This is a genomic window from Umboniibacter marinipuniceus, assembly GCF_003688415.1.
GTDB lineage: Bacteria > Pseudomonadota > Gammaproteobacteria > Pseudomonadales > DSM-25080 > Umboniibacter > Umboniibacter marinipuniceus.
On the sequence record NZ_REFJ01000001.1, the window covers coordinates 120,681 to 146,107 of the forward strand.

23 protein-coding genes are annotated in these 25,427 nt (G+C 51.0%); 7 read left to right on the forward strand and 16 right to left on the reverse strand.

The window, feature by feature from the left end:
• The first annotated feature begins 123 nt into the window (after positions 1–123).
• On the forward strand, positions 124–759 hold the full coding sequence (locus DFR27_RS00640; RefSeq protein WP_121875527.1) for a thiol:disulfide interchange protein DsbA/DsbL: 636 nt from the start codon (positions 124–126) through the stop codon (positions 757–759).
• Positions 760–846: 87 nt separating this feature from the next.
• On the opposite strand, the gene DFR27_RS00645 is transcribed toward DFR27_RS00640, so the two are convergent.
• The gene (locus DFR27_RS00645) at positions 847–1,440 is read right to left on the reverse strand and encodes a 1-acyl-sn-glycerol-3-phosphate acyltransferase (RefSeq protein ID WP_121875528.1); all 594 of its coding nucleotides are present in this window, start codon (positions 1,438–1,440) and stop codon (positions 847–849) included.
• A 23-nt stretch (positions 1,441–1,463) separates the two neighbouring features.
• A complete protein-coding gene (plsB, locus tag DFR27_RS00650) occupies positions 1,464–3,878 on the reverse strand; it encodes a glycerol-3-phosphate 1-O-acyltransferase PlsB (protein WP_121875529.1) in 2,415 nt (804 codons plus the stop codon).
• A gap of 159 nt (positions 3,879–4,037) precedes the next feature.
• On the opposite strand from plsB, the gene DFR27_RS00655 reads away from it, so the two are divergent.
• A complete protein-coding gene (locus DFR27_RS00655) occupies positions 4,038–4,952 on the forward strand; it encodes a recombination-associated protein RdgC (protein ID WP_121875530.1) in 915 nt (304 codons plus the stop codon).
• A 105-nt stretch (positions 4,953–5,057) separates the two neighbouring features.
• On the opposite strand, the gene gshA is transcribed toward DFR27_RS00655, so the two are convergent.
• Genes gshA through DFR27_RS00680 form a run of 5 tightly spaced genes read right to left on the reverse strand, consistent with a single transcriptional unit; the run spans position 5,058 to position 10,525 of the window.
• Positions 5,058–6,644, reverse strand: coding sequence for a glutamate--cysteine ligase (gene gshA, locus DFR27_RS00660; RefSeq protein ID WP_121875531.1), 1,587 nt, complete (start codon positions 6,642–6,644; stop codon positions 5,058–5,060).
• Positions 6,644–6,874 carry a hypothetical protein gene (locus DFR27_RS00665; protein WP_121875532.1) on the reverse strand — a complete coding sequence of 77 codons (231 nt, stop codon included), beginning with the start codon at positions 6,872–6,874 and terminating at the stop codon, positions 6,644–6,646. Before DFR27_RS00665 ends, gshA begins: the two co-directional genes overlap by 1 nt.
• Before the next feature lie 30 nt (positions 6,875–6,904).
• The gene (locus tag DFR27_RS00670; protein ID WP_121875533.1) at positions 6,905–7,324 is read right to left on the reverse strand and encodes an MAPEG family protein; all 420 of its coding nucleotides are present in this window, start codon (positions 7,322–7,324) and stop codon (positions 6,905–6,907) included.
• Positions 7,325–7,333: 9 nt separating this feature from the next.
• The gene (locus tag DFR27_RS00675) at positions 7,334–8,179 is read right to left on the reverse strand and encodes a crotonase/enoyl-CoA hydratase family protein (protein WP_121875534.1); all 846 of its coding nucleotides are present in this window, start codon (positions 8,177–8,179) and stop codon (positions 7,334–7,336) included.
• 21 nt (positions 8,180–8,200) lie between these two features.
• A complete protein-coding gene (locus DFR27_RS00680) occupies positions 8,201–10,525 on the reverse strand; it encodes a Tex family protein (RefSeq protein WP_121876080.1) in 2,325 nt (774 codons plus the stop codon).
• A 157-nt stretch (positions 10,526–10,682) separates the two neighbouring features.
• On the opposite strand from DFR27_RS00680, the gene DFR27_RS00685 reads away from it, so the two are divergent.
• Positions 10,683–11,831 carry an efflux RND transporter periplasmic adaptor subunit gene (locus DFR27_RS00685; protein ID WP_121875535.1) on the forward strand — a complete coding sequence of 383 codons (1,149 nt, stop codon included), beginning with the start codon at positions 10,683–10,685 and terminating at the stop codon, positions 11,829–11,831.
• A 3-nt stretch (positions 11,832–11,834) separates the two neighbouring features.
• Complete coding sequence (locus tag DFR27_RS00690; RefSeq protein WP_121875536.1) at positions 11,835–14,957, forward strand: efflux RND transporter permease subunit; 3,123 nt, start codon at positions 11,835–11,837, stop codon at positions 14,955–14,957.
• A gap of 194 nt (positions 14,958–15,151) precedes the next feature.
• On the opposite strand, the gene DFR27_RS00695 is transcribed toward DFR27_RS00690, so the two are convergent.
• The 4 genes from DFR27_RS00695 to yrfG all read right to left on the reverse strand — a co-directional run bounded on the left by DFR27_RS00695 (position 15,152) and on the right by yrfG (position 18,999).
• Positions 15,152–16,711 carry a phosphoenolpyruvate carboxykinase gene (locus tag DFR27_RS00695; protein WP_121875537.1) on the reverse strand — a complete coding sequence of 520 codons (1,560 nt, stop codon included), beginning with the start codon at positions 16,709–16,711 and terminating at the stop codon, positions 15,152–15,154.
• Between the two features lie 290 nt (positions 16,712–17,001).
• A complete protein-coding gene (gene hslO / locus DFR27_RS00700; RefSeq protein WP_121875538.1) occupies positions 17,002–17,886 on the reverse strand; it encodes an Hsp33 family molecular chaperone HslO in 885 nt (294 codons plus the stop codon).
• Positions 17,887–17,942: 56 nt separating this feature from the next.
• Positions 17,943–18,347, reverse strand: a complete 405-nt coding sequence (locus DFR27_RS00705) for an RNA-binding S4 domain-containing protein (RefSeq protein ID WP_121875539.1) — start codon at positions 18,345–18,347, stop codon at positions 17,943–17,945.
• Entirely contained in the window at positions 18,340–18,999 is a 660-nt protein-coding gene (gene yrfG / locus DFR27_RS00710; RefSeq protein ID WP_121875540.1) for a GMP/IMP nucleotidase, read from the reverse strand. Before yrfG ends, DFR27_RS00705 begins: the two co-directional genes overlap by 8 nt.
• A 27-nt stretch (positions 19,000–19,026) precedes the next feature.
• Here yrfG and nudE point away from each other — a divergent pair, with 27 nt between their 5' ends.
• From nudE to DFR27_RS00725, 3 genes are all read left to right on the forward strand, one after another.
• A complete protein-coding gene (gene nudE, locus DFR27_RS00715) occupies positions 19,027–19,608 on the forward strand; it encodes an ADP compounds hydrolase NudE (RefSeq protein WP_121875541.1) in 582 nt (193 codons plus the stop codon).
• Positions 19,605–20,696 (forward strand): tRNA 2-selenouridine(34) synthase MnmH, encoded by a 1,092-nt coding sequence (mnmH, locus tag DFR27_RS00720; protein WP_121875542.1) that lies wholly within the window; start codon positions 19,605–19,607, stop codon positions 20,694–20,696. The genes nudE and mnmH overlap by 4 nt, the downstream gene beginning before the upstream one ends.
• A 108-nt stretch (positions 20,697–20,804) precedes the next feature.
• Positions 20,805–21,035 carry a hypothetical protein gene (locus tag DFR27_RS00725; protein WP_121875543.1) on the forward strand — a complete coding sequence of 77 codons (231 nt, stop codon included), beginning with the start codon at positions 20,805–20,807 and terminating at the stop codon, positions 21,033–21,035.
• Positions 21,036–21,110: 75 nt separating this feature from the next.
• Here the strand turns inward: DFR27_RS00725 and DFR27_RS00730 are convergent, their stop codons facing one another.
• The 5 genes from DFR27_RS00730 to lysA are packed head-to-tail and all read right to left on the reverse strand — an operon-like array spanning position 21,111 to position 25,425.
• Entirely contained in the window at positions 21,111–21,812 is a 702-nt protein-coding gene (locus DFR27_RS00730) for an HAD family hydrolase (protein ID WP_121875544.1), read from the reverse strand.
• A complete protein-coding gene (locus DFR27_RS00735; protein ID WP_245962579.1) occupies positions 21,809–22,684 on the reverse strand; it encodes a tyrosine recombinase XerC in 876 nt (291 codons plus the stop codon). The genes DFR27_RS00730 and DFR27_RS00735 overlap by 4 nt, the downstream gene beginning before the upstream one ends.
• On the reverse strand, positions 22,677–23,357 hold the full coding sequence (locus tag DFR27_RS00740; protein ID WP_121875546.1) for a DUF484 family protein: 681 nt from the start codon (positions 23,355–23,357) through the stop codon (positions 22,677–22,679). Before DFR27_RS00740 ends, DFR27_RS00735 begins: the two co-directional genes overlap by 8 nt.
• A complete protein-coding gene (gene dapF, locus DFR27_RS00745; RefSeq protein WP_121875547.1) occupies positions 23,354–24,181 on the reverse strand; it encodes a diaminopimelate epimerase in 828 nt (275 codons plus the stop codon). Before dapF ends, DFR27_RS00740 begins: the two co-directional genes overlap by 4 nt.
• A gap of 2 nt (positions 24,182–24,183) precedes the next feature.
• Positions 24,184–25,425: a diaminopimelate decarboxylase gene (lysA, locus tag DFR27_RS00750; protein WP_121875548.1), complete on the reverse strand. Its 1,242-nt coding sequence runs from the start codon at positions 25,423–25,425 to the stop codon at positions 24,184–24,186.
• Positions 25,426–25,427: the final 2 nt, after the last annotated feature.

The following is a 25,427-nucleotide window of genomic DNA, read 5'->3' on the forward strand; positions in this document are numbered from 1 at the left end:
AAGACTGGTTCGCTTAAGTAGAATTCGCACAAGAGAGGGGTGGCTAAGGCCACCCTTTTTCTTTAGGCTAAAACCTACCCTATATAACAAGATTTTTTATCTATATTTGCCTTCGGAGTTTATATGAAGTTTCTTCGCCTTTGTGCCATCGCGATCCTCGCACTGACGACAGCGCAATTCAGTTTCGCTCAATATGAAGCCGGTAAAGATTACCGTGTACTAGAAACCCCGTTACGTACTAGCTCAACGTCTATCGAAGTGACCGAGTTCTTCTGGTACGGATGTGGACACTGCTACAATTTTGAGCCATATTTTCAGCGCTTCGAAGCCACAGCGCCTAGCGATGTTCGCGTTACCAAGTCACCGGCAATGTGGCAAGGTGCTATGCGTGAGCATGCTAAGCTCTACTACGCATTAAAAGCTATGCAGGCTACCAACGAGCAGCATATGCAAGTGTTTACCAAGATTTTGGTAGAGCGTAAGCGTCTGACTGAAGTCGATGAAATGGCCGATCTTGTGGAGAGCATGGGTCTTGACGCTAACCGTTTCCGTTCACTGATCACCAGCTTCCCCGTTGACTCTCAGGTACGTATGGCTGATAGCCGTCAACGCAATGCAGGCGTAACAGGCACCCCGCAGCTAATGGTTGCAGGAAAGTATGTAGTGGGTTCAACTCGTGAGAACCCGCTAACTTTTGAGCAAATGTTAGAAGTTGTTAGCTATCTTATTGATAAAGAGCGCACGGAGCGTGCTAACTAATCTAGTACCTTGAGCGCTACTGCTATTAAAAAAGGCCATGCTATCAATTAGCATGGCCTTTTTTTACCGCCCATTTTCTACCAGCGCTTATTCGTCTTCGATCTCTGAGTGTCGCTGCGCCTTAATGCCAACGAATGATTTGTAGAACTGACGAATCTTCTTGATGTCTTCATCGTAATTGCCGGTAGTATAGAAGGCTTCGGATTTCACCCCGGCGACTTTCGATGGTCCATCGATATGCGCCAGAATCAGCGGAACACCGCCCTGATCAGCCATATGATAAAAGCCAGATCGCCATTGATCAACCTGCCCCCGAGTGCCCTCTGGTGCTATCACAATGAACAAGTCCTGTGATGTCTTAAAGCGAGTTGCCACTTGCTCAACAAGGTTGCGACTCGCATTTCGGTCTACAGGAATACCGCCCAACCATCGTGCTAAAGGTCCTAACGGCCCCTTAAACAAACTGGCCTTGCCAATCCAGTGAAGGTCGTAATTAAGTTTGAATGCGATAGCCATCATGACGGGGAAATCCCAGTTTGATGTGTGGGGCACAGCGACAATCACGCCCTTTCTCGTGTCCGGTAGTGGTTTGTCTTCCACTCGCCAGCCGCTAATAAATAGGCCAATCTGAAATAACCAGCGGAACAGTGTTCGAATCACTGGGGTGGTAAAAATAGTCATAGCGTTCTTGTTTAGTCCTGCGCTTAGGATTGCTCAGCCTGAGGTTTTGCCAGGCGAAGATTTTGGACAACCTCTGCACTCATTACGCGCTCGGCGAGATAGAGAATGTCAGTTAGTGGCTTGTCGAAGCGAATAAAGCCTTCATCACATTGAATAACCTTCCTTTGATAGAGCTGATCAATGAATCCAGCAAATAAACGTTTATCAAAGAACTCAGGAGAGTGAATGCCGTGAATCATACTCAAACGCTGGGCTACATCAACACTCTTTTGCTCAAGTAGTTTTGTGGACAGAGGTTGCTGGTCTGCCGCACGTATTAAGCTTAGTACAATATAGAAACGTTCGAGCATCGGTTGGCAATGCGCGGCCAATAGGCGTTGAATAAGCTGTTGATTAGAGCCTGGTTTTGCGCCGCGAATAATCTTACCTTCGGTTGTTAGAATGCCGCGCTCAAGGAGGAACGCCAAATGTGTTTCGATGGCTGTCTCAACGTCACTTAGCTCAAGGTTTAGGTACAGCTCTTTCTTAAGATAGGGGTAAACGCTGCTTACTAACTGAATCAGCGCTTTACGGCCAATGCCGCGCTTGTTATTGAGTGCATAGGCAAGCAAAGAAGGAATGACTAGTAGGTGTTGAATATTATTCCTGTAATAGGTCAGTAGAACACTATTCACCTCGGAAAGGTGGTATACCGCCCCCATAGAATCTTCTCGTTTTTCAACGAAGCCTAGCTTTTCACAGTGCTCAACCATCGCCGCTGGGTCGTGATCGTCAAAGGTTGTTTCTTGACTATAGGGTACGGCTTGTAACAGTTCCTTATAGAAATCAATTTGTGCGAGTAAGGTGGTATCACCTAGCGCTTGGCGAGGCGCGCAGAGAATGGCTGCAGCCACCAAGCTAACACGGTTGACGTGTGCAGCCTCATTGATGCGAGTAATGGCCTCGTCGGCAAGTTGATTGGTAACAGTTGGTAACCACTCTGGTTTGTCCGAACTGACTTCACGCCAATCAGGTTGCTGAGCATCTAAAAAGCTGTTCAGAAATAGTGGTTCGCCGAAGTTTGCGCGGACTTTACCGAACTCGCCTTTGAGCGTCTTAACCACTTTCACGAGGCCGAAGATCGATTCCGACTTCTTGCTCTTTCCGCGCAGTTCGCCCAGGTAGGTGTTGCCCTCAAGGACCTTTTCGTAGCCAACATAAATCGGCACGATGGCAATAGGCTTGGTATGGTCTCGGAGATAGGAGCGCAGCATTAGCGCCATCATGCCGGTCTTTGGCGGCAGTGATCTGCCGGTTCTTGAGCGGCCACCTTCGATAAAAAATTCTACCGGAAATCCGCGGCGTAACAGCGTGTGCAGGTACTCGTTGAAGACCGCTGTATAAAGCGGTTTGCCCCGGAAGCTGCGGCGAATAAAGAACGCCCCTGCACCGCGTAACAAACGGCCAACGATTGGTAGGTTAAGATTAATACCGGCCGCAATATGGGGTGCCGCAAGCCCTTGCTTAAAGAGCGCGTAACTCAACAATAGGTAGTCAATGTGTGAGCGGTGACACGGCAGATAGACCACAGCATGGGTCCCTGCCAGCGCTCGCACCCGTTGAATACCCTCAACCTCTACCCCGTCGTAGACTTTATTCCAGAAGCGGGTCAGAAAGATGTCTAAAATTCGGATGGAACGTGTGTTGTAGTTGGAGGCAATCTCATTACCATATTTCTGCGCTTGTGCCTCAAGCTGTTCCCGTGACGACTCACCAGCTTTGATTTTTTCGTCAATAACTTGCTGAACCGCACGACTCTTTACCAAATCTCTGACCACGGTTCGTCGGTGCGACAGATCAGGGCCAACCACCGCCGTCTTTACATGGCGATAGTGAACGCGAAGTACTCTGTGAAGTTTACGTGCAGAAATCTCATCATTTTGATCGTGGCTAACCAACTCATTTAGTGAAAGCGGTTTGCTAACATGGATCTCCAAGTCTTTGCGCGCCGCGATGGTCGCAAGAAACTTGCGTAAACCGCCGCCGAGTTCGTAGTTGTTGTAGGAGAACAGTAGCCGCCAGAATGATTGTTCGCGCTTAGGAGCTCGGCCCCAGAAAATGGATAGCGGCACGAATTGAATGATCTCACCGGCGCGGGCACGCTGAATGAGCTGGCCGGCTTGGTGGGCGTCATAAACTTGGCGCCTCGCAAAGAACGAGCCGGTCTTTTCCGTGAGCGGATACCAATGATCGCGCGATGCCGGGGCTGGCAATGAGCAGGACTTGATAGCCTGTTGCGCCGCCACGAGATCGGTAAAAGATCGATCGTGGAGCACATAATACACATCACCCTCAAGCTCAGCCTGAATACTCTCTAGTTCGCTTGGTAGCACTGTCGGCCGAATCCAAAGGCGGATGATGGTCGCGATGCGATAGTGAATCAAGGTTAGCCATTTCATATGTGATGTTCCAAATTGATCAGCTTTTGCTGTAATTCCCAATTATTACCTTAGCTTAAAAACCCGTTTAATCACTTAAATTTGGTGGCTTGTCAGATGGGTTTTTCATTGGCGCTAATGTTACCATAGCCCACTAAGATATTATCGAGTATTAGTAGTATGTGGTTTAAGAATTTGCGTTTGTATCAGTTAACCCAGCCCTTCGATCTCACTGGGATGTTATTAGAGGAAAAGTTACAGTCCAACGCCTTTGTTGAGTGTGGCAGTCAAGATGCCAGTAAATTGGGCTGGATTTCACCCTTTGGTCGACATGGCACGGCACTGGTTCACGAGGCCGCCGACGGTCTTTGGCTAACCGCCAAGAAGCAGGAAAAGGTACTGCCAGCAAGTGTGATTAATGAGCTGTTAGCTGAACGCATTGCGGACATTGAAGCCGATCAGGCTCGCAAAGTTTACAAGAAAGAAAAAGCCCAAATGAAAGATGAGCTACTCGTGGAGCTGCTTCCCCGAGCCTTTACTAAGTCTAGCCTGATTAGTGGCTACTTGGACCTCAAGCGCGGGTGGTTCGTGGTAAATAGTAGCAGCGCGGCGCGCGCCGAAGAGCTTATTAACTTAGTGCGCGATAGTATCGGTAGTTTTGCATTAGTTCCCTGGTCAACTCAACAGCTGCCTTCGGATACCCTAACGTTATGGCTGGAATCTCGTGCACCGCAAAATTTCGTGGTAGGTGAAGAAGCGGAGTTGGTGAGTCGTCAGGTTGAAGGTGGTGTTGCGCGCCTCAAAGAGCAGGATTTATTGGGCGATGAAGTCAAGCTCATGCTGGAATCGGGTAAGCGAGTAAAGCGTCTTGAGCTACTCTGGCGAGATCAGATCTCAGTGATCGTTGACGAAGACCTAGCCATTAAGCGCCTCAAGCTCACTGACGCTTTCCAGGAAAGTCTGGATACAGTAGATGGGGATTCCATAGCAGCGCAATTGGACCATGAGTTTGCCTCAATGGTAGTGGTTTATCGCGGCTTTCTAGATGATCTGCTTGCTGCGTTCGGTGGGCCGGAGCGAAGCGAGACCGCGTAAAGAACTTTTAACGCGCTAAATGCAGGCGGCCTCGGTCGCCAAAGCGCAAACCAACGTTTGACGTTGCAGGTTTGCGCGGCGCACCTTCACAGGTGGTAGGCGTATTTAGACCTTAAGATCACGATACTGGCTCATGAACTGGGCCAGATAATCATCAAAACTCATGCTATCTGCCGCTTCGAGCTTGTCTTGAGCATCCAGGGAAGTGGCCGCTAAGTGCTGATAGTGCCCGTGCAGTTCCGCCGACAATGGTTGTGATAGCCAGTATTCGTGATGCTGCTTAGCCATGATTCTTGCCGTTGCCGCAAAGCCACGACGATCGGTTAAGCACTCCTTGGCGAACTGAGCAGATAGTGTGTTGTTGCTGTCCGTCACTTTTGAGTACTGTGCTAAGACCGCCTGACTATACGCGCTGCCGCCCTCAGCGGCATCCAGCAATGCAGCCACGTCCTCGAGTTCGCTCAGTGTTGCGCTAGCCCACTCACCCAAAATCCGATCACCATCGCGATGATAGAGCGATAAGGAAAGCTCTCGACCCTGATTGACCACACGCTTTTGGTTTTCGGCAATGCCATCGTATTCTTCTTGGGTGGTTAGCGGGCTGTCGGTCATTGCACACCAAGTCATGAATACTTCCACAAAGTGGCATTGCTCCGAGCTGATCCCGCGGGCGTCGTAAGGATTAATATCCAAACAACGGACCTCAATATATTCCACGCCTTGGCTCTGCAGCGCATGGAGTGCTGTTTCGCCGCGCTGTGCTGTACGTTTTGGACGAATGGTTGAATAGAATTCGTTTTCAATCTGCAGCAGCGCATCGGACAGCTGTCGATATTCGCCTTCTACCTTTACGCCAATGTGCTGATACTCGGGATGGGGCGCGACGATGGCGTGTTTTAGGGTTTTTAGGTAGCTAGGTAGCTCGTTGTAACTGACGGTCAGCGACGCTTGCGCATTACTTTGATAACCCAGATCGCCCATTCTAAGGGACGTAGCCTGATCGCCGCCATAGGTACAGTGAGTGAATTGTTTCAGCTGGTGGTGCGGGTTGTTCTTTACAAAGCTCTGGCACAGTAATGGTGAGGCGCCAAACAGGTACATTAGCAGCCAAAAGTTACGGCGAAAGTTGCGAATGACACCAAAGTATTGGTCAGTTTTGAAGTCTTGTAGCGATTGATTGTTCTGTAGCTGTTGCTGTTTGAATTGCCAGAAGCTATCACTGATTGAGTAATTGTAGTGAATACCGGCGATGGTTTGCATAAGGCGGCCGTAGCGATTGCCCAAACCGTGACGATACGTGGTCTTTAACTGCGCCGAATTCGAGCTACCGTATTGGGCCACCGGAATGGCGTCGTCTTCCGCCATAATACAGGGCATAGAAGCTGGCCAAAGCATTTCTCCCTGTTGTTCCAGCACGAAAGTGGTGTAGCGATGAATCTCATCAAGCTGTGCCAGGGTGCTGGCGATATCATCGTGCGGCTGAGTAATAAACTCTAGCAAGGCTTCTGAGTAATCGGTGGTGATTGAACCGTGCGTGAGCGCTGAACCCAAGGCGGTTGGATGGGGAGTCATGGCAAGATGCCCGTCGCGGCTGATGCGTAGGCATTCTCTTTCTATACCACGCTTGGCGCCTTGCAGGATATCAGGCTTGCTGGCAATGGCACGCTGCAAAGCGTTAAAAACAGTGGACACTAGGCAATTTCTCCCGAGGCAAGCGCCGTTGGCCGCCCTTTTTCGTCAGTGCGGCAGGCCACGACAGCCAGACGCTCATTGATATGTTTGCTGTTGTACTCAATGAGCTCATTAAGCACAACGTCGTAGTCAGACGAGTGAAAGGCTTGTTTTAGCTGAGCCAGCGCAAGCCATTGTTGTTTAGCGTAAAAGAGACCATCACCGCGTTGAATGCAATAAACCGTCTGCATATTCGTCTACCATCGTCAGTTGCGCGAAGTTTAAAGTAATACTGTGTTCAGCAACATCGTAATTACCCAAGTAGTGAGTACTAGGCCGCCAAGGACATAGGCGTAAAAACGATGCAAAACCGTGTTGTAGCCGGTATGTATAAGAGAATGAGCTACTCGGGAGCCAACAAATAACCACGCTAACAGCACCGAAAATTCACTTTCCACCTTCAGAATAATAGACAGTGCGCCCAATATGTAAAATAGCAGCGGCAGCTCAAGCAGGTTGGCAAAGTTTCGAGCCAGCATATTTTGTCGAAGTGACAACAACTCTTTGGCATCTTCGGGCGTATTGAGTTGGTGTGGTAGTAATTTCTTTGCCTTGATCTCGCTTAGTCTTACCAACAACAAGGCCCACCAAATAATGGTGGTCCAGGTCAGTAACGCCAGCATTGGGAGTGCGTATTCCATAGAGAGCTCCTAGTTAAAATCCTTTTGCGGGTTAATTACGGGTAGTGCTTCGAAATTTGCCTCGCGCTTTTCGAAGGCGGCGAAAGCAGCTTCGGTCATGTCGCGGTAGTGAAAGTGAGCGGCTTGCCAGACGGTTTGGTAGTGCAGTGAGTCGGCCACGCTGTGATCTCGGCTGTAGTTAAGTAAATGCTTGCAGCCGGCAACCGACATTGGGCTCTTGGTTGCAATTTCACGAGCCATTTCAACCGCCCCTTCGAGCAGCGCCTCATGCGATTCAAAGGTTCGGTTTAAGTAACCACTGGTAGTGGCCTCGACGGCTGTTAGGCGTCGCCCGGTATAACAGAGTTCACGGGCTAGGCCAGCTGGCATGATACTTCCTACTCGTTGCAGCGTGCCCACGTCAGCGGTCATGCCAATATTGGTTTCGGCAATTTGGAACCAAGCGTCACTGGTGGCTAGACGAATATCACAGGCGCTAATAAGATCAAAGCCCGCACCGATACAACCACCCTGAACGGCGGCAATGACCGGGAATCGTGCCGCTTCAACGGCGGATATGCACGCTTGGAGATAGGCTACTAAGTGGCGAAAATACTCGCCTTGACGACCCGGCTCTTCCGTTGCAAATAGCTTAGAGGTGTCCTGAAAAACCGCGAGGTCCATACCGGTGCAGAAGTGTTTCCCTTCGCTGGCTAGCACGGCGCAGCGAACCTTCCCCTCATTCGATAGCTGCTCAAACACGCGCTTTAGCTCGTGCCAAGTTTCAGCGTCCATCGCGTTGCGTTTATCGGTACGACTGAAGCGAACGATGGCGATATGATCCTGTTCTTCAATGGTAAATCGCGAGTAGCTCATAGCAGGTCTCCTAGACTTAGATTAACGCTTGTTCATGGCCTTGGCTAGTGCAGCAGCCATGGCGTTGTTGCCCTGCGGTGTGTTGCTCCCGCGCTGGCTATTATTTCGAACGTGTTGCTTGGGCTTGGCGGCGCTGGATGCTGGGCGTTGAGCCGACGTGGCTGGCTTAGTGGCACTATCCCCCATCTTCATTGAGAGCGCGATGCGCTTGCGATCAATATCCACCTCAATCACTTTGACAGTGACGATATCTCCGGCCTTCACAACTTCGCGAGGGTCACTAACAAATTTATCGGCCAACGCCGAAATGTGGACGAGGCCATCTTGGTGAACACCAATATCAACGAACGCGCCGAAATTAGTCACGTTAGTAACGGTTCCTTCCAATCGCTGACCAGCTTTTAAGTCCTTCATCGTCTCTACGCTATCGTTGAGTGCCGCGGTACGAAACTCAGGGCGTGGATCGCGGCCGGGTTTCTCCAATTCACTGACGATATCCTTTAGCGTTACTAAACCGGCGCCCTCCGAGACAAATTGATCCAGAGCGATACTGCGCAATAGGGCTGCATTACCTATCAAAGTTTCAATAGCGGTGTCATTTGCTGCGGCCATTGCTTTAACCACACCGTAGGATTCAGGGTGAACCCCAGAACGATCTAGTGGATTCTTGCCGCCGTTTACCCGTAGGAAGCCAGCCGCCTGCTCGAAGGCCTTGGGCCCAAGGCGAGCTATCTTCTTGAGCTGATTGCGTTGATCAAACGAGCCGTTTTCGTGGCGATACGTCACAATATTGGCGGCAATGGTGGTATTTAGTCCAGCAACCCTGGCGAGGAGTGCTTCAGAGGCCGTATTCAAATCAACGCCCACGCTGTTTACGCAATCTTCTACTACAGCATCAAGCTGGCGAGCGAGTTGTAGCTGGCTAACGTCATGTTGATACTGACCTACACCAATGGACTTCGGATCAATCTTCACAAGCTCGGCAAGGGGATCCTGTAAACGTCGAGCGATGCTCACCGCGCCACGAATAGTGACGTCCAAATCCGGTAGTTCCCGGGAAGCAAACTCGGAGGCAGAGTAAATAGAGGCGCCCGATTCGTTCACGATAACAGGTGTGGCATTTAACTCTGGAGCGGCTTTAAGTAGCTGGCGAACAAAGCGCTCAGTTTCACGACTAGCGGTACCGTTGCCAATCGCGATGAGTTCAACGCCATGTTGCTTAATCCACCGGGTAAGCTGCGCGGCGGCATCTGCGATGCGATTCTGTGGTGCATTGGGGAAAATAGCGCCGTGATCGAGGACCTTTCCGGTGGTATCAATCACTGCACATTTGACTCCGGTGCGCAGGCCTGGATCAAGACCCAGTGTGGCCCTTGGTCCAGCTGGAGCAGCTAGCAGCAGATCTTTAAGGTTGTTGGCGAAGACCCCAATAGCGTCGAGTTCAGCGCGTTCACGCAGAGTATTCATGAGGTCAGTTTCGATATGTGGCGCCAGTTTGATACGCCAACACCAGCGAACCACTTCGCCCAGCCATTTTGCCGCGTTGCTATGCTCGTGCACGGAGGCAAATTGTCGAATCAGTGCCTCACAGGGATGCGCCGCTTTCGGCGTGTCATCTAACTCATCCTGAAGCACTAAGGTCAGTGCGAGAATACCTTCGTTACGACCGCGCAACATGGCGAGGGCACGATGGGATGGCGTTTTCTCAAGTAGTTCGTGGTGATCAAAGTAATCACTGAACTTAGCCCCGGTATGTTCCTGTCCGGGAACCACTAGACTGCGGATAATGGCATTCTTGCGCATGAATTGTCGCGCGCTATCAATTAAGCCGGCCTGTTCGGCCCAGCGCTCCATTAGAATGAACTTCGCTCCGTCGAGGGCGTCCTTCGCCGAGTTAATGCCGTGTTCTGCAGATAGAAATGCGGCGGCTGCGTCCTCTGGAAAGGCACTCTGGTCTTCCAACAGCTGATCAGCAAGCGGCGCTAAGCCCGCTTCAATCGCGATCTGTCCTTTGGTTCTTCGTTTTTTCTTGAACGGGAGGTAGAGGTCCTCTAACCGCGATTTGGTATCGGCGTCGAGTAGGGCTTTCTCCAGCTGGGGACTTAATTTCCCCTGCTCATCGATGGATTTAATAATACTCGCACGGCGATCGTTAAGTTCGCGTAGGTAGCGAAGACGTTCTTCGAGCTGGCGCATCTGGCTATCATCAAGGCCGCCTGTCACTTCTTTTCGATAGCGAGAGATAAACGGTACGGTGTCACCTTGGTCTAGTAAAGTGACAGCGGCGTGAACCTGCTCAGGGCGAACCGCGAGTTCAGCGGCGATAGTTTTCGATACTTGGTTGATAATCATGCTTAACTTCCGCCAACAGAGAATAAATTAGTCGTCTTTTCGGACCTTCGGTAATGACGGATGGCGATTGCTTTCGCTTAGGTTAAGATTCCAGCGATTGTGGCCAAACCGTTACTAGGTTGCTGCTAAATTACCTTAAAGAGCCTGCTGAATGAAACCCAAATCTATTATTCTTTTAATCCTTCTTTTTATTGTGACGCCAGCGTTGTTCATCGCGTTAGTTATGGGCAAACCTGTTCCAGAGCAGCGAGACGATATTAAAGCGCCCGTGCCACTTGTGGAGGTAGTAACGGTCAGCACAGAACCTAGAGCGGCCACTATCATCGCCCAAGGCACCGTTCAGCCGTCTAAGAAGATTGATGTGATCTCGCGGGTGTCTGGGCAGATCTTAGCGGTTTCCGACCATTTCGACGCCGGTGGCTTCTTCTCTTCCGGTGATATGATGATTCAGATTGAGAAGAGCGACTATGAACTCGCCCTAGTGCGAGCTCAATCAAGGCTGTCGGAAGCGCAGCGAGCGGTTGCTCAAGAGCGTGGTCAGGCTCGCCAAGCGCAACGCGAATGGCGTGATTTAGGTGACGATGACGCCAATGCTCTGGCGCTACGTAAGCCTCAGCTGGAAGCTGCGGAAGCGGCCCTTCGTGCCGCGCAGGGGGAAGTTGAGCAGGCTCAGCTAGACCTCGAGCGCACCACTATTATCGTCCCGTTTAACGCAGTCATTGCCGATAAAAAGGTTGAGGTTGGTCAGTTTATTAGTGCAGGGCAGCCAGTAGCACATATCTACTCTACCGAATCCGTTGAGGTTAGGGTACCTCTGACGGATCGCCAGGTCCGCCTAGTGAACTTGCCAATGATTGGTGATCGAGGTGGCAATATTGAGGCTGAAGTTAGAGGGGTGTTCGGTGGTGTCGAGCACGCTTGGACGGGCCAGATTCGCCGTATTGAGGCGTCTATTAACGTTGCATCACAGACAGTTTTCGCGGTGGTAGAGGTTGAAGATCCCTATTCAGTCGTGGACGAAGGAAAAACGCCCCTTCCAGTGGGGCTGTTCGTTGAAGCTCACATTCAAGGCTCAGTCATCGATAACGCAGTGCTCTTGCCACGCGAAGCGCTTAAGCCTGGTAACGTCATTTACGTCATTCGCGACGGAAAGCTAGAGTTTGTAGAAGCACAGCTACTGCAGTCAAATAGCGATGGTGCTTTGGTGATAGCGCAACTGAATGAAGGTGAGCAGGTGATTACCGCGCAAATGCCTTATGCGGTTCCAGGAATGGATATTGCAGCAAGAGAAGGATTTTAAGTCATGCGCCCAATTATTCGCTGGTTCGCTGAAAATAGTGTTGCTGCCAACCTGTTGATGATTTTAATCATCGTCGGCGGCCTCTTCTCTGTCGGAAAGCTTGGCAAAGAGGTATTTCCGTCTATCCCGTTAAATGTGGTAGTGATAGAGACCTCCTACCCAGGTGCGGGGCCCGTAGAGGTTGAGGAGCTCGTCACCCGCCGACTTGAAGATGCGGTCAGCAACGTCGAAGGTGTGAAGGAGATTCAGTCATTCTCTCAGCAGTCTCGCAGCCGAGTACAAATTGAAGGAACCGCTGGCTATGACATTCAGCGTTTGCTGGCGGACGTCAAGGGTGCAGTGGACAGTGTCATCACCTTGCCGGTTGAAGCAGAGCGCCCACTTGTTCGTGAGATGACGTTTAACATTGACGTGATTGACGTGCTGGTAGTAGGTGACGTTCCAGAGCAAACACTAAAACTTTATTCAGAGCGAGTTCGCGACGATTTATCGCTGCTTCCTGGTGTGAGCAAAGTGAATCTTGAGGCAATCCGCTCGAACGAGATGAGTATCGAAATTTCTGATGCGCAGCTTCGTCGTTTTGGATTGAGCTTTGATGACGTCGTCAACGCGGTTCGCAGCTCCTCGCTGAACTTGCCAGCCGGCACCATTCGATCAGCGAGTGGTGACATTCAGGTGCAAACGCGAGGCCAAGCCTACACTGCCATTGATTTTGAAGAGCTCGTAGTCCGAGCGCTACCCGATGGGACGATGGTTCGAGTTCGAGATGTCGCCATAGTTACCGACGGCTTCGAGGAATTTGACCTCTACGCTGACGTCGACGGTGTCCGAGGTGCATCCATTGAAGTAGCTACTGGGGCGGATCCTGATTTACCTGCGGTAACGGCTGCAGTGAAGGAATATGTTGTGCAGGCGCAACAGACGCTGCCGAGTGGCCTCACTATTATGACCTGGCGTGATCGTTCAGAAGCTTTCGAAGGCCGAATGAACCTCCTTTTAAGTAACGCGTTCCAAGGTCTCATTCTCGTATTTATCATTCTGATGCTGTTCTTGCGCCCCATCCTAGCCTTCTGGGTTGCTGCGGGTATTGGTGTCTCGTTTATGGGGGCTATTTGGTTCATGCCCATCACCGATACCACGCTCAACATGGTGTCGATGTTCGCCTACCTCATGATTCTGGGAATCGTAGTAGATGATGCCATCATTAGTGGTGAATCCATCTACACGGAGCAGAAAGCAGGTATGAAGGGGACGGCCGGTGCTATCGCAGGTGCTTCGCGTGTTGCAGGTCCAGTCATCTTTGCGGTGCTTTCCACCATGGTGTTCTTTGCGGCAATGTTGTTCCTGCCAGGGAACAGTGCGGCCTTCCAGCGTCCGATTGCGATGGTAGTTATCATTACGCTAACTTTCTCGCTCATTGAGTCTCTGCTTATTCTGCCAGCTCACTTGGCACATATTGGGCCTGAGAAACCCCCTAGAACGTTTGTGGGTAGATGGCGTAATGCCACCGCTGAAAGCCTGATGACCTTCGCGAATAAGGTTTATCTCCCGCTGCTAAAGAAGAGTATCAATGCTAAACGGGTAACCATTCCGAGTTTCTTGATCACCTTCTTGGTACTGACCTCGGTCTATGCGTTTGGTTACGTGCGTACCTCCTTCTTCCCCGAAATTAATTCGGACACACTCGTTGCGCGAGCAACACTTGAGTCAGGCGCGCCCTTCTCGCAAACCCGAGAAGTATCGGACAGTATTCGCGCTGGCTTAGACCGAATGGAACTCACTGACGTGGTGCTGAATGAGAATGGTGACAACGTCTTAGGTAGAACCATGCGTTGGTCGTGGCGAAATAATTCGGTGGTCGTCATTGAAATTGATGACCCCACCTACAGTGTAGATACCTGTTCTTTGGCTGATGAATGGCGCCGTAGTATTACTGATATGCCACCGGTGAAAGAGTTTAGACTCGATTGTTCCTTTGGCGGCGATACCCCTGACGTCAGTGTGAATATTTCGGGCACCGATCCCGTGCAGTTTGACAATATGTTACGCAATGTTCGCAATCAGTTGGCAACGTATCCCGGTGTGATTGATATCGAAGACTCGATGGAGGCGTCGCGCGATGAAATCGAGATTCGCCTCAAGCCTCAGGCCGAGCACCTTGGCTTAACGCTAAGGACGGTAGCCCGTCAGGTGCGCCAGAGTTTCTATGGTGAGGAAGCGCAGCGAATCCCACGCGGTAACGAAGATGTCCGAGTGATGATTCGCTACCCAGAGGAAGCACGTCGAACGGTTGACACCCTTGATACCATGTTCGTCCGTACCCCGTCCGGCGCAGAAGTGCCGTTCAGCTCCGTTGCGGAAGCGGTGATAGTGCCGGGTTATAACATGATTCAGCGTATTGATCGTCGCCGAGCGGCTACGGTGACGGCCAAGGTGCTGGAAGGCACCAGCGATCCAAATATCATTGTTCAGGATATCTTGGATAACTATGCTCCGCAGTGGCAAGCGTCCAATCCAGCGGCTTCTATTGATCGCTCAGGTAATATGCGTGAACAGCAAGAGTTCTTTAGCAGCTTTGTAAGCCTGATTACCATGGCAATTTTGATCAACCTAATGCTAATGGCGATTGCATTTAAGAGCTACAGTCAGCCGCTTTTGATTGCCTCGGCTATCCCCTTCGGTTTTGTTGGAGCGCTTATTGGCCATATTGTCTTTGGTATTAATATGACCATGTTCTCGGCATTGGGAATCCTGGCAGTGGCAGGTATTGTTGTGAACGATAACTTGGTATTGGTGGACCGAATTAACCAGCTCTATCGCCAAGGCGGAGACTTGTATGAAAGTGTTATGCAAGCGGGTGTTGATCGCTTTCGACCTATTGTCCTAACCTCCATTACCACCTTTGTTGGTTTGGCTCCTATCCTACTCTTTGAACACTCGCCTCAGGCGCAGTTCCTAAAGCCAATGGTAGTCTCACTGGCGTTTGGTGTTCTTAGCGCTACCGTGGTGACTTTGCTGTTAACGCCAAGCCTCTACATTGTATTGGCAAGAACCAAGCAGGCGAAGGCCAAGGCCGGAGCTTGGTTAAATAGCGAAGAATATGATGAGGCTGAGGTAAAGCGATAGCCGAAGCATTATCGTTGGGCCGGTCTTAGTGCCGCAAGCCTGATGCTTCAGAAAACCCCAGGCTACTGAGTTAACTGGGGTTTTTTTTGCCCTACTTTGCACCTTAAGGTCGTAGCCATGATCCAAGGCAGAATAGCTAACTTGCGGGCAAAAAAAAGAGCGCCAGAGCGCTCTTTTATAACGTATTTTACCGTTTAACCCTTCGGACCAGCCGCGATAATCTCGTCCTTCACGTCGAACTGCTTGAAGTTCTCAACAAACAACTTAGCTAGCTTATTTGCTTGCTCGTCATAGGCGGCTTGATCGCTCCAAGTATTACGTGGGTTCAAGTAAACACCATCAACACCAGGCACTTCGTTCGGGATAGTGAGGTTTAGCGAGTCGATTTGAGTTGTCGCGACATTCTCCAGCGCACCACTTTGGATGGCTGCAATCACTGCACGGGTGACTGGGATTGGGAAGCGCTTGCCTTCACCACCTGGTGCACCTGAACCGCCGGTCCAGCCCGTGTTAACGAGGTAAACACGGGAATCGAAGTCTTCAATGCGCTTCATAAGCAACTCAGCATAATCACCCGCTGGACGTGGCATGAACGGCGCGCCGAAACAGGTTGAGAAAGCGGGGTTAATTCCTGCTGCAGCACCTAGCTCGGTAGAGCCAACACGGGCAGTGTAACCACTTAGGAAGTGATAGGCAGCGGCTTCTTTACTCAGCATTGATACTGGAGGAAGAACGCCCGATACATCGCAGGTTAGGAAAATTACCGCCTTTGGCTCACCACCGTTATTAGTTGGTGCGCGCATTTCTACGTGGCTGCGTGGGTACGAACAACGACCGTTCTCTGTTAATGAGGTGTCATCGTAATCGGCTACGCCAGCGTCATCGAGTTTGACGTTCTCGATGATCGCGCCAAAGCGGATAGCGTCCCAGATCACCGGTTCGTTCTTCTGCGATAGGTTGATGGTCTTCGCGTAACAACCACCTTCGATGTTGAAGACTGAACCTTTGCCCCAACCGTGCTCGTCATCACCAATCAGGTAACGCTCGGGATCAGCTGAAAGTGTGGTTTTACCGGTGCCAGAAAGGCCGAAGAATAGGCACACGTCGCCCTCTTCGCCTACGTTAGCAGCACAGTGCATTGGCATCACGTCCTTCTCAGGAAGCAGGAAGTTCTGCACTGAGAACATGGCTTTCTTCATCTCACCGGCGTAACGCATGCCAGCAAGCAGCACCTTGCGCTGTGCGAAGTTGATGATAACCGTGCCATCAGAGTTAACGCCGTCACGCTCTGGGTCACACTGGAAAGAGGCAACGTTAAGGATCTGCCACTCTTCTTTATTGATTGGGTTGAATTCATCGGCGCGAATGAACATGTTTAGGCCGAAGAGACCTTGCCACGCCGTTTCAGTGATGACTTTTGCTGGCAGGTAGTGCTCAGCGTGCTCGCCAATGTGGAGGCTAGAAACAAAGAACTCATCCTTCTGTACTAGGTAATCCTCAACGCGCTGCCAGAGTGCGTTGAATTTGTCCTGCGGGAACGGACGGTTGACTGGGCCCCAGTTGATAGCGCTCTTAGTAGAGGGCTCTTCAACGATAAAACGATCGGCAGGTGAACGACCTGTGCGTTTGCCTGTAATTACCGATAGTGCGCCAGTGGCTGCGAGCTCACCCTCACCACGACGAACAGCGTGCTGAATGAATTGAGCCGATGTAAGATCGATGTGAGCCTTTTGGGTATCAATCATTTGTGTCATGTAAATTCCTAGTCGCCCTTGGCGAAAAACGTGTGGAGTGTTAGGGCAGCGATACTGCCAGTGAAAAACGCTGCTTCCTATACGAAAAATCGAGTACAAAAAGTGTGCTCGATGGACGGCGGGGAACGTTTTTTTCACAACGATTATTGTAGCTAAAGCGCTACCTGAAAACAGTATTTTTTTTCACCAATTTTGTAGTAAAACTACAGGTTTTATGCGGCTTTCAGGGTTGTTTTTGGCGGGCTGTATAGGGATAAAAAAGGCCTCTTTCGAGGCCCGTTTTCTAGTGTTTAGTGAAGCTGTTGTTCGCTCTTTTCGTATACGAAATCTAAGCTGTTTCGATCAAATTGATAACGCTCTCGGCAGAACTGACAATCCACATCAATGGCGCCGCCCTCTTCGTCAATCGCCTGTTCTATCTCGGCTCTAGGGACAGAGCTTAATGCTCGGGCGATCTTTTCGAATGAACAGGTACACTTAAAACGGACCGCGCGGGGGTCATAAATACTGACCTGCTCTTCGTGGAATAAACGGTGTAGAAGTTCGCTTGCTTCCAACTGCGTTGCCTCGTTGGTAGTGACGGTATCGCCGAAAACACTCAAACGGTCAAAAAAGGCTTCGTTGTCATCTTTTGGTAGTACATTTTCACCGGGAAGGATCTGCAACATCAATGCAGCGGCGCGATTATTGCCGTAATGCATCCAGTATTTCGTACGTAGTTGTTCTGACTGCTCAAAGTAATCGGCTAGCGCACCAGCCAAATCTTCCTTCTCAAAGGCAACAATTCCCTGATAGCGATTGCCAACGGTTGGGTCAATGGTGATAGTCAGCGCGCTGTCATTGAGTAGTTCACTTAGCGGTTGATCAAATACCGCTGGGTCAGCCGCTTCATCATATTGTGCGATACAACGCAGGTCAGTGTGATTGCTACACTCAGCCATAATGGTCTTGAGTGGGCCATTCGAACGCACCTGAAGCGTTACCACCCCCTCAAACTTGAGCGTGGTTGAAAGGATTGCCGTTGCACACAGGAACTCAGCTAAGAGTGCTTTGATTGGTTCTGGGTACGAGTGGCTCTTGAGGGCGGCGTTTAGGGCATCGTCTATTTGCACGAATTGGCCGCGAATGTCCGCCTCATCAAACAAAAAACGTTGAATTTGGTCTTGGGTGCTCATAGTTGCGTTACCTAGTCTTGGGGCTTAGCCCTTAAATGGGGTCGATCTTACAAAACTCAACCATCGGCCGTATCAATTCGTTTAAAGCGATGAATTTGACGGCGCTGTTTCTTGGTTGGCCGGTGCTCGCTCAAGATATCCGCGCCGCGATGCGCTTTACGAAGCTCCGCCGCCTTCTCTCTTGCTTTGATACTAGCTTCTGTTTCTTCATATTGCTCGGCAGCAATAGGCGCGCCAACCCGCTTTTCAATAAGACCTCGAACGATAATGATCCGATCGTCATAACCTAAGGTGACCTTCAGTTCGTCGCCCAGGTGTAGGTCTCTGCTTGGTTTGATACGCTGACCCCCTACTAGCACCTTACCGCTCTCAATCGCTGACTTTGCTAGTGAGCGGGTCTTGAAAAGCCGCACCGACCACAACCATTTGTCTGCGCGTACCGCAGTTAATGGGCTACCCATTTGGCAGCGCCTCGTCGAGATAATTCACGGCCGGCCATTGAGTGACGTCTCGAGCCGGATGCTCACTAGATGGTTGGGTGATACACAATAGGTGGCCAATTCCGAATTGCTCGGCCGAAGTGAGTACGGCGAAGGAGTCATCCACGAAAAGTGTACGCTCCCGGTTAAAGCCTTGCTGTTTGATGAGGGCTTCCCAGAACGCTTGGTCTTCTTTGGGATGGCCGAAGTCGTGGGAGCTCACCAGCGCATCAAAGTAGTGCTCAATGTCCACTTCGGCCAGCTTAATTGACAGCGTTTCACGATGAGCGTTGGTTGCCATCACGATGGTTTTACCTTGTTCTTTGAGCCAAGAGAGGAATGCCTGTGTGCCGGGGCGTTCGCCAATGCGATCTTTCACGGCCCGCTTCATTTCCGCGACTGGCATATCCAACGCATTGGTCCAATAATCTAAACAGTACCAGGCTAGATTACCCTGCTCGCCCATGAAGATGGGCTCTAGATGGCGGTAAGCGTCCTCGAAGCTTATGCCATGCTTGTCAGCGTAGGCTTCGGGGATTAACTGTCCCCAAAAATACATATCGAAGCTTAGGTCGAGTAAGGTGCCGTCCATGTCCAGTAAAACGGTGTCGATCTTGTCCCAGTCGGGTATCATAGGTTATCCACTACAAAGGTTTGTGATATGCCATCAGCGCCAAAAATTTTAGCTCGACAGCGAGTTGCTCAGTCAACGCTATTTTCGGTAGAGCAGCTTGAGCTCGAGTTTTCAAATGGTACGAAGCGAACCTATGAACGGCTCATCACCTCGGGTGGGCCGCCTGCAGTGATGATGGTCCCCATCACCGCCGACGATAAGCTGCTGCTAATCAGAGAGTATAGCGCGGGAACAAACAGTTATCAGCTCTCGCTGCCTAAAGGCGCTGTAGATGAAGGTGAGTCATCGGAAGACGCGGTGCACCGTGAACTTCGCGAGGAAGTAGGCGTTGATGCGCGAAAGCTGAAGCACTTAAAGCGGATGACTTTGGCTCCTGGATATATGCAATATGCTATTGACTGCTATCTCTGTTGGGATCTTTACCCTGCTTCGCTTGAAGGTGATGAGCCTGAGCCGTTAGAGGTTGTTGCCTGGCCAATTGCCGAGCTAGACCAACTTTTAGCCTGCGAAGACTTTAGTGAGGGGCGAGCGATCGCCGCGATTTATTTGGCTCTACAAACTCAGCAACGTCTTCAACTCAATGTTAACGCTAGCGAGGCGGGTATATGAAGGATTTTGCGGTCATGAAGGACCTGCCTGCGCTGCTTCGCGCGGGGACGCCGTTACTCGATCTTCGGTCGCCCGGGGAAGTGGCGGTGTCGGCATTGCCCAATTCCACCAATATCGCGCTGCTGGACGATGCGCAACGAGCCCAGGTGGGTACCTGCTATAAGCAACAGGGCGAAGAGGCGGCGCTGGCGCTTGGCGATCAACTGATATCGGGTGAGATCAAGGCGCAGCGGATGGCGGCATGGGACCTATGGGCCAAGGAGAATCCGCAAGGCGTGCTCTATTGCTGGCGCGGAGGACTTCGCTCAAGGCTGACTCAAGCAGCTCTTTCCTCGCTGGGCCATTCGGTCCCTCGCGTTGAGGGCGGCTATAAAGCGCTGCGCCATGTCCTTTTGCAGCAAATGGAAGAAACGCCCACCGCCAACCTAGCGGTAGTGAGTGGAGCAACAGGTTCTGGAAAAACAGATGTACTACTCAAATTGTCGCATGCTATCGATCTAGAGGGTCTTGCACGCCATAAGGGTTCGGTATTCGGTCAGGGTATTGCCGAGCAACCGGCACAGACAAGCTTTGAGAACGCGGTATCACTTAAGTTATTACAGCGTGAAGTCGATGTTCGCTACTGGCTGGAAGATGAGGGTCGGCTTATTGGTAAATGCTGCGTCCCGGCAACGCTTCAACAGGCTATGCAGCACTATCCCCGAGTGGAAATTGTGGCCACTGAAGATGAACGAATTGATCGTTTGTTGAGAGATTATGTGGTTGATCGCGTCAGTGATTATCAGGCTTGTTACGGTGAAGATTATGTCACGCCATACCGAGAGCGAGTTCTGGCGCAGTTTGCACGGATCAAAAAGCGCTTAGGTGGGCTAAGACATAGTGAGTTGCAAACGCAAATTGAGGCGGCCTTTGATGCCTATGAGTTGAGTCGTGACCCGTCCGAGCACCGCGCGTGGATCGCTACGATTTTGACCGAATACTATGACCCTATGTACAACTGGCAGCAGAGTAAGCGCGAGGGTGAAGTGGAGTTTCGCGGTGACTTCAACGCCGTGGTTGAGTGGTGTGAATCGGCGAGCCTGCGCTGATTAGTCTGTTTCTGGTGGGACTTTTTTGAAAAAAAATTGGCAAATTATGGAATAAGCAACCATTTTAATAGAGACGGTTGAGTAATTTGCTAAATAAAGGAGTCTCTGATGGCTAAAAAGAAGTCAAAGGTTACTGAAGATAAAAGCGCTAATGATGCAACATATGATGGTGGCGGTGAACTTCGCACTATGACATCTAACCGCTCGGTGCGAGATCAGCTGAGTGACGACGTTGCTAAATTTCTCCAAAGTGGTGGCGAGATTGTCGAAGTTGAGAAAAACCTCATGGCAGACCCACCACGAAAGCCAGCCTCTAACTACGGTAGTAGACCAATCTAGGATAGTTATCTCGTTGACATTCGCGGCACTCGAGCCCATGGCCGAATAAGCTAGCTCGAGTACGCGGGTGTGGTATCAACGGGTTTCGTCTGAATGACAAAATGTCCCGATGGCCTCGGGTAATTGCGCCAAGTTGTTGATGGTTCGCTCTAGTGGCAAGCCGTTTACATCATAATGAATGAAGTGCCACCCCGCCGCGCGTGCTGCTTGTCCATCATAAAAATCACTGTCGCCCACTAAAATGCATTCGCTAGGGCTTAAGTTAAGGGATTGTTGACAGTGACTTAACATGCCACTATCCGGCTTTGCCGCGCCGATTTCTTCAGCGCTAACGCTCAGGTCAAAATATTTGCCAATAGGCGTAGTATGAACACGGCAATTGCCGTTGCTGATACTCGCTAGCGTGAAGGAAGTGGACAGATCGTTTAATAGCTCCTCCACCCCCGAAAACAGCTCGACCTCGCTGCGGGCCTGCAAAAACACCTCAATCGCCATGGCGGCAAAATCGGTTGCATCGCCTTGATTGTAACCCACTTGCGCGGCCGCTGAAGCGAAGCTCCGTTGCCGAGATTCGGTGAGTTGCAAGGCGTAATCGAGTTGTGGGCTAATCATCGATTTGCGTAGCGACTTGAGCGACTCAATAGACCAGCAGCTCGCCACGTCGGGGTGGTGCGTTTGCATCCACTCGAAGGTCTTTGTTTCGGCGTGAGCGAGCACTGCTGCGCCATCCCATAGAGTATCGTCGAGGTCAAAGGCGACGAGTTTAATGCTATTCATTTCTTCTTGGCCCTCGGATGTGCTTTATCGTACACCGCGGTTAAATGTTGAAAGTTTAAGTGAGTATAGACCTGAGTTGTACTGATGTTTTCGTGCCCCAAAAGCTCCTGAACGGCGCGCAGATCTCCGGAGCCTTCAAGGAGGTGTGAGGCAAACGCGTGGCGCAAAAGATGGGGGTGTAGTCGAACATCGAGCCCAGCCTGTTGACCACGTTTGTTGACAATATACTGGATGCCGCGATGGCTTAACCTAGCGTTCGACTTAAGGTTGATAAATAGCGCCGAGGAAGGTGTGAGCTGAAGACGTTCAAGCCAACGTATCAGCGCCTGTTTGGCGTGTGCACCGATGGGGATGATTCGCTCCTTAGCGCCCTTACCCATCACCCTCACTTGCTGTTGCCCGAGGTCGAGATCACTAACGTTTAAACTGGCGAGTTCTGCCAGGCGAAGGCCACTACTGTACAATAATTCCAGCAGTGCTCTATCGCGGAGGTCGGCATCCTCATCGCCCTTGACCACAACCGCCGCAACAGTGGCGTCCACGTCGAGAACTTTAGGCAGGGGCTTAGCTTGTTTGGGACGCTTCAGCGCTGGCAGTGCAAATTCCTCCGGTAGCTCATTGTGCTGGCGAGCCCACTTTACGAAGGTTTGTAAACTCGAAAGTGCCCGCGAAATGGAGCGGGTCGCAAGACCGGACTTCGACATCGTGGCAATTTGCGTACGCAGGGCGCTTACGGAGAGGCTTTCTGTTAACGGTGAGGCACTGTCATCAACGAAGCGTTGGATATCTCGGCGATAACTTTGAACGGTGTGCGAGCTGAGACGACGCTCAACCGTCAGGTGCTCAAGCCAACGAGCAACGGCGCTATGCACCGCGATTCGCTAAGTCGGGAATGAGTCGCTGTAGTACTTCACTCACGTAATTTAGGAACAGGGTTCCCATACCACTGCGGTAGAAGTTGGCGTCACTATGCCCAACGGCTAATACGCCGAGTAACTGCAGCTGCTGTAACGGCGCAATTGCCGCCGAGCGAATACCATTGCGCTGGAATAGCCAGTTCATCTCGTTGGCGGGAAACTCGCCGCAGATCGCCTTTTGACTGGTAAGGATGGTGCCAATGTATCGGTTAGCATCGATAACTCGCTCGGCACGACAACCATCAATGGGCGTCTCAGAAAACAGAATCAGAGAGCAGGCTTCTACCCCGAAGTCATCGTAAAGGCTCCGCTCTACGGCGTCACTGAGTTCAGCGAGGTCTTGTGACTCCAGCGCACTAAGGACAAAACGACGGGTTTGTTGGAACTTGTGATCATTATCACGGGCGTGTTCAAGTAAGCGATCTAAGCGGGTATGAAACTCTTTGTTTCGGTCTCGGAGCACATGGACTTGATGTTCGAGTAAAGAAATAGCGCCGCCACTTTGATGGGGCACCTTCAAGGTATTCAATAGCTCCGAGTTTTCGATAAAAAACTCTGGATTACTGCGCAAGTAATTGCGCACGGCTTCGGGAGTTAACGGTGAATCCTCGACCTTTTCGATGGTCATATTCTTATTTGCCCACTAAATACGGTAGTTGCTGGTCCAGTCATGAATACAGAGCCATCCTGACCGTCCCACTCAACTTCGAGTGTGCCACCTTTTAGCAATAAATTCACCTTTGTGTCGCACCAGTCATTACGAATTGCTGTTACCGCAGTGGCACAGGCACCCGTTCCGCAGGCAAGCGTTTCGCCAGCGCCGCGCTCGTAGACTCTTAAACGCACGGTGTTACGGTCAACGAATTCTGCGAAGCTGACATTCACGCCTTCGGCGAAGGCGCGATGCTTAGTGAGTAATCGCCCATATTTTTCTACCGGGTAGCGTTCGGCTTGGCTGACTCGCGTCACGATGTGCGGATTGCCCATTGAGACAGCGGAAACCTTGAAGTGTCTATCGCCGGCTTTGAGTGAGTAGACGTCCGCTTTGTCCCGATCAAACTTTAGCTCCGTAGGCTCGAATGACGGCGCGCCCATATCAACGCGAATCTGACCGTCGTCCCGAATGTGGAGGGTTAGATCACGAGACTTCGTTTCTACGTGGATGGTGTCACGGTGAATTAGGCGTTGGTCGCGAACAAACTTGGCGAAGCAGCGTGCGCCATTACCGCAGTGCTCAACTTCTGAGCCGTCGCCATTAAATATTCGATACTTAAAGTCCATCTCGGGACGAGTTGGGGCTTCCACGATGAGTAGCTGGTCGCAGCCGATGCCAAAGTGACGGTCACCAAGTTGAGCAATTTGTTGGTTAGTTAGGCGCACTCGTTGGCTCACTGCGTCGACAACGATGAAGTCGTTGCCAAGGCCGTGCATCTTGGTAAATTTCAATAGCATACTTACTCCGCCAATAGTTGCTCGTGGGCAAAGAGATCCGTGATCACTTCGCGGCTACGTATTTCAACGAGCTGATCTTTGCGCAACAGAACTTCGGCACACCTAGGGCGGCTGTTGTAGTTGCTTGACATGGTAAAACCATAAGCACCTGCCGAATGAATTACAAGTAAATCTCGTTCGGCAATGCTCAGCTGTCGATTTAGCCCCAAAAAATCGCCGGTTTCACAAACGGGTCCAACGATATCCCAGCTTTGCTCTGTTGCAGCCAAAATGCGAGGGCCGGCAACCACATCAATATGGTGATGGCCTTGGTAAAGCGCCGGGCGCATTAAATCATTCATGGCGGCGTCGACAATGGCGAAATGTTTACCGGTGTTTTCTTTGCTCAGGATAACCTCGGTAATCAAAATTCCGGCATTGGCCACGATGGATCTTCCTGGCTCAAACACCAGCTCTAATGATCGGCTTCCTAGCTTTTCGCTGACCGCGGCAATATAGCTCTGCGCCGATGGCACTTGCTCGTCGGTGTAGCAGATGCCTAATCCACCGCCCAAATCCAAGTGTCTAAGGTGAATGCCATCCTCAGCGAGTTGGTCAATTAGCTCAAGGAGTCTATCCAAGGAGGCTAAAAATGGCTCTAGCTCGGTAATTTGTGATCCAATGTGGCAGTCTATACCCACTACGTCTAAGTGCGCTAACGAGCTTGCATAGCGATAGGCGCTAACCGCCTCCTCGTGACTAATACCAAATTTATTGGACTTTAAGCCAGTGGAAATATAAGGGTGGGTATTGGCGTCTACGTCCGGGTTTACACGCAATGAAACCTTGGCGCTTAAGCCGCGCTCAGCGGCCACACTGTTGATGTGTTCTAGCTCACGAATCGACTCTACATTGAAGCATTTAATGCCTACTTCTAGTGCTCTAGCGATGGCCGCGGTTGATTTGCCTACTCCTGAGAAAACAATGCGTTCGGGTAGTCCGCCGGCGTGAAGCACGCGTTCAAGTTCACCTTGGGAAACAATATCAAAGCCAGCGCCTAAACGGCTTAGCAGCTGAAGTACCGCAATATTAGAGTTAGCTTTGACCGCATAACAAGTCAGTACTGAGTGATGCGAGGGCGCCTCATGCCAGGCTAAAAAAGCGTGGCGAATCGCCGCCTCATCGTAGAGATACAGCGGCGTACCAAAGGTGTTCGCAGCTTCTCGGATTACCGTTGACGAGAAGTTTGTGTTGATGGGAGACATAA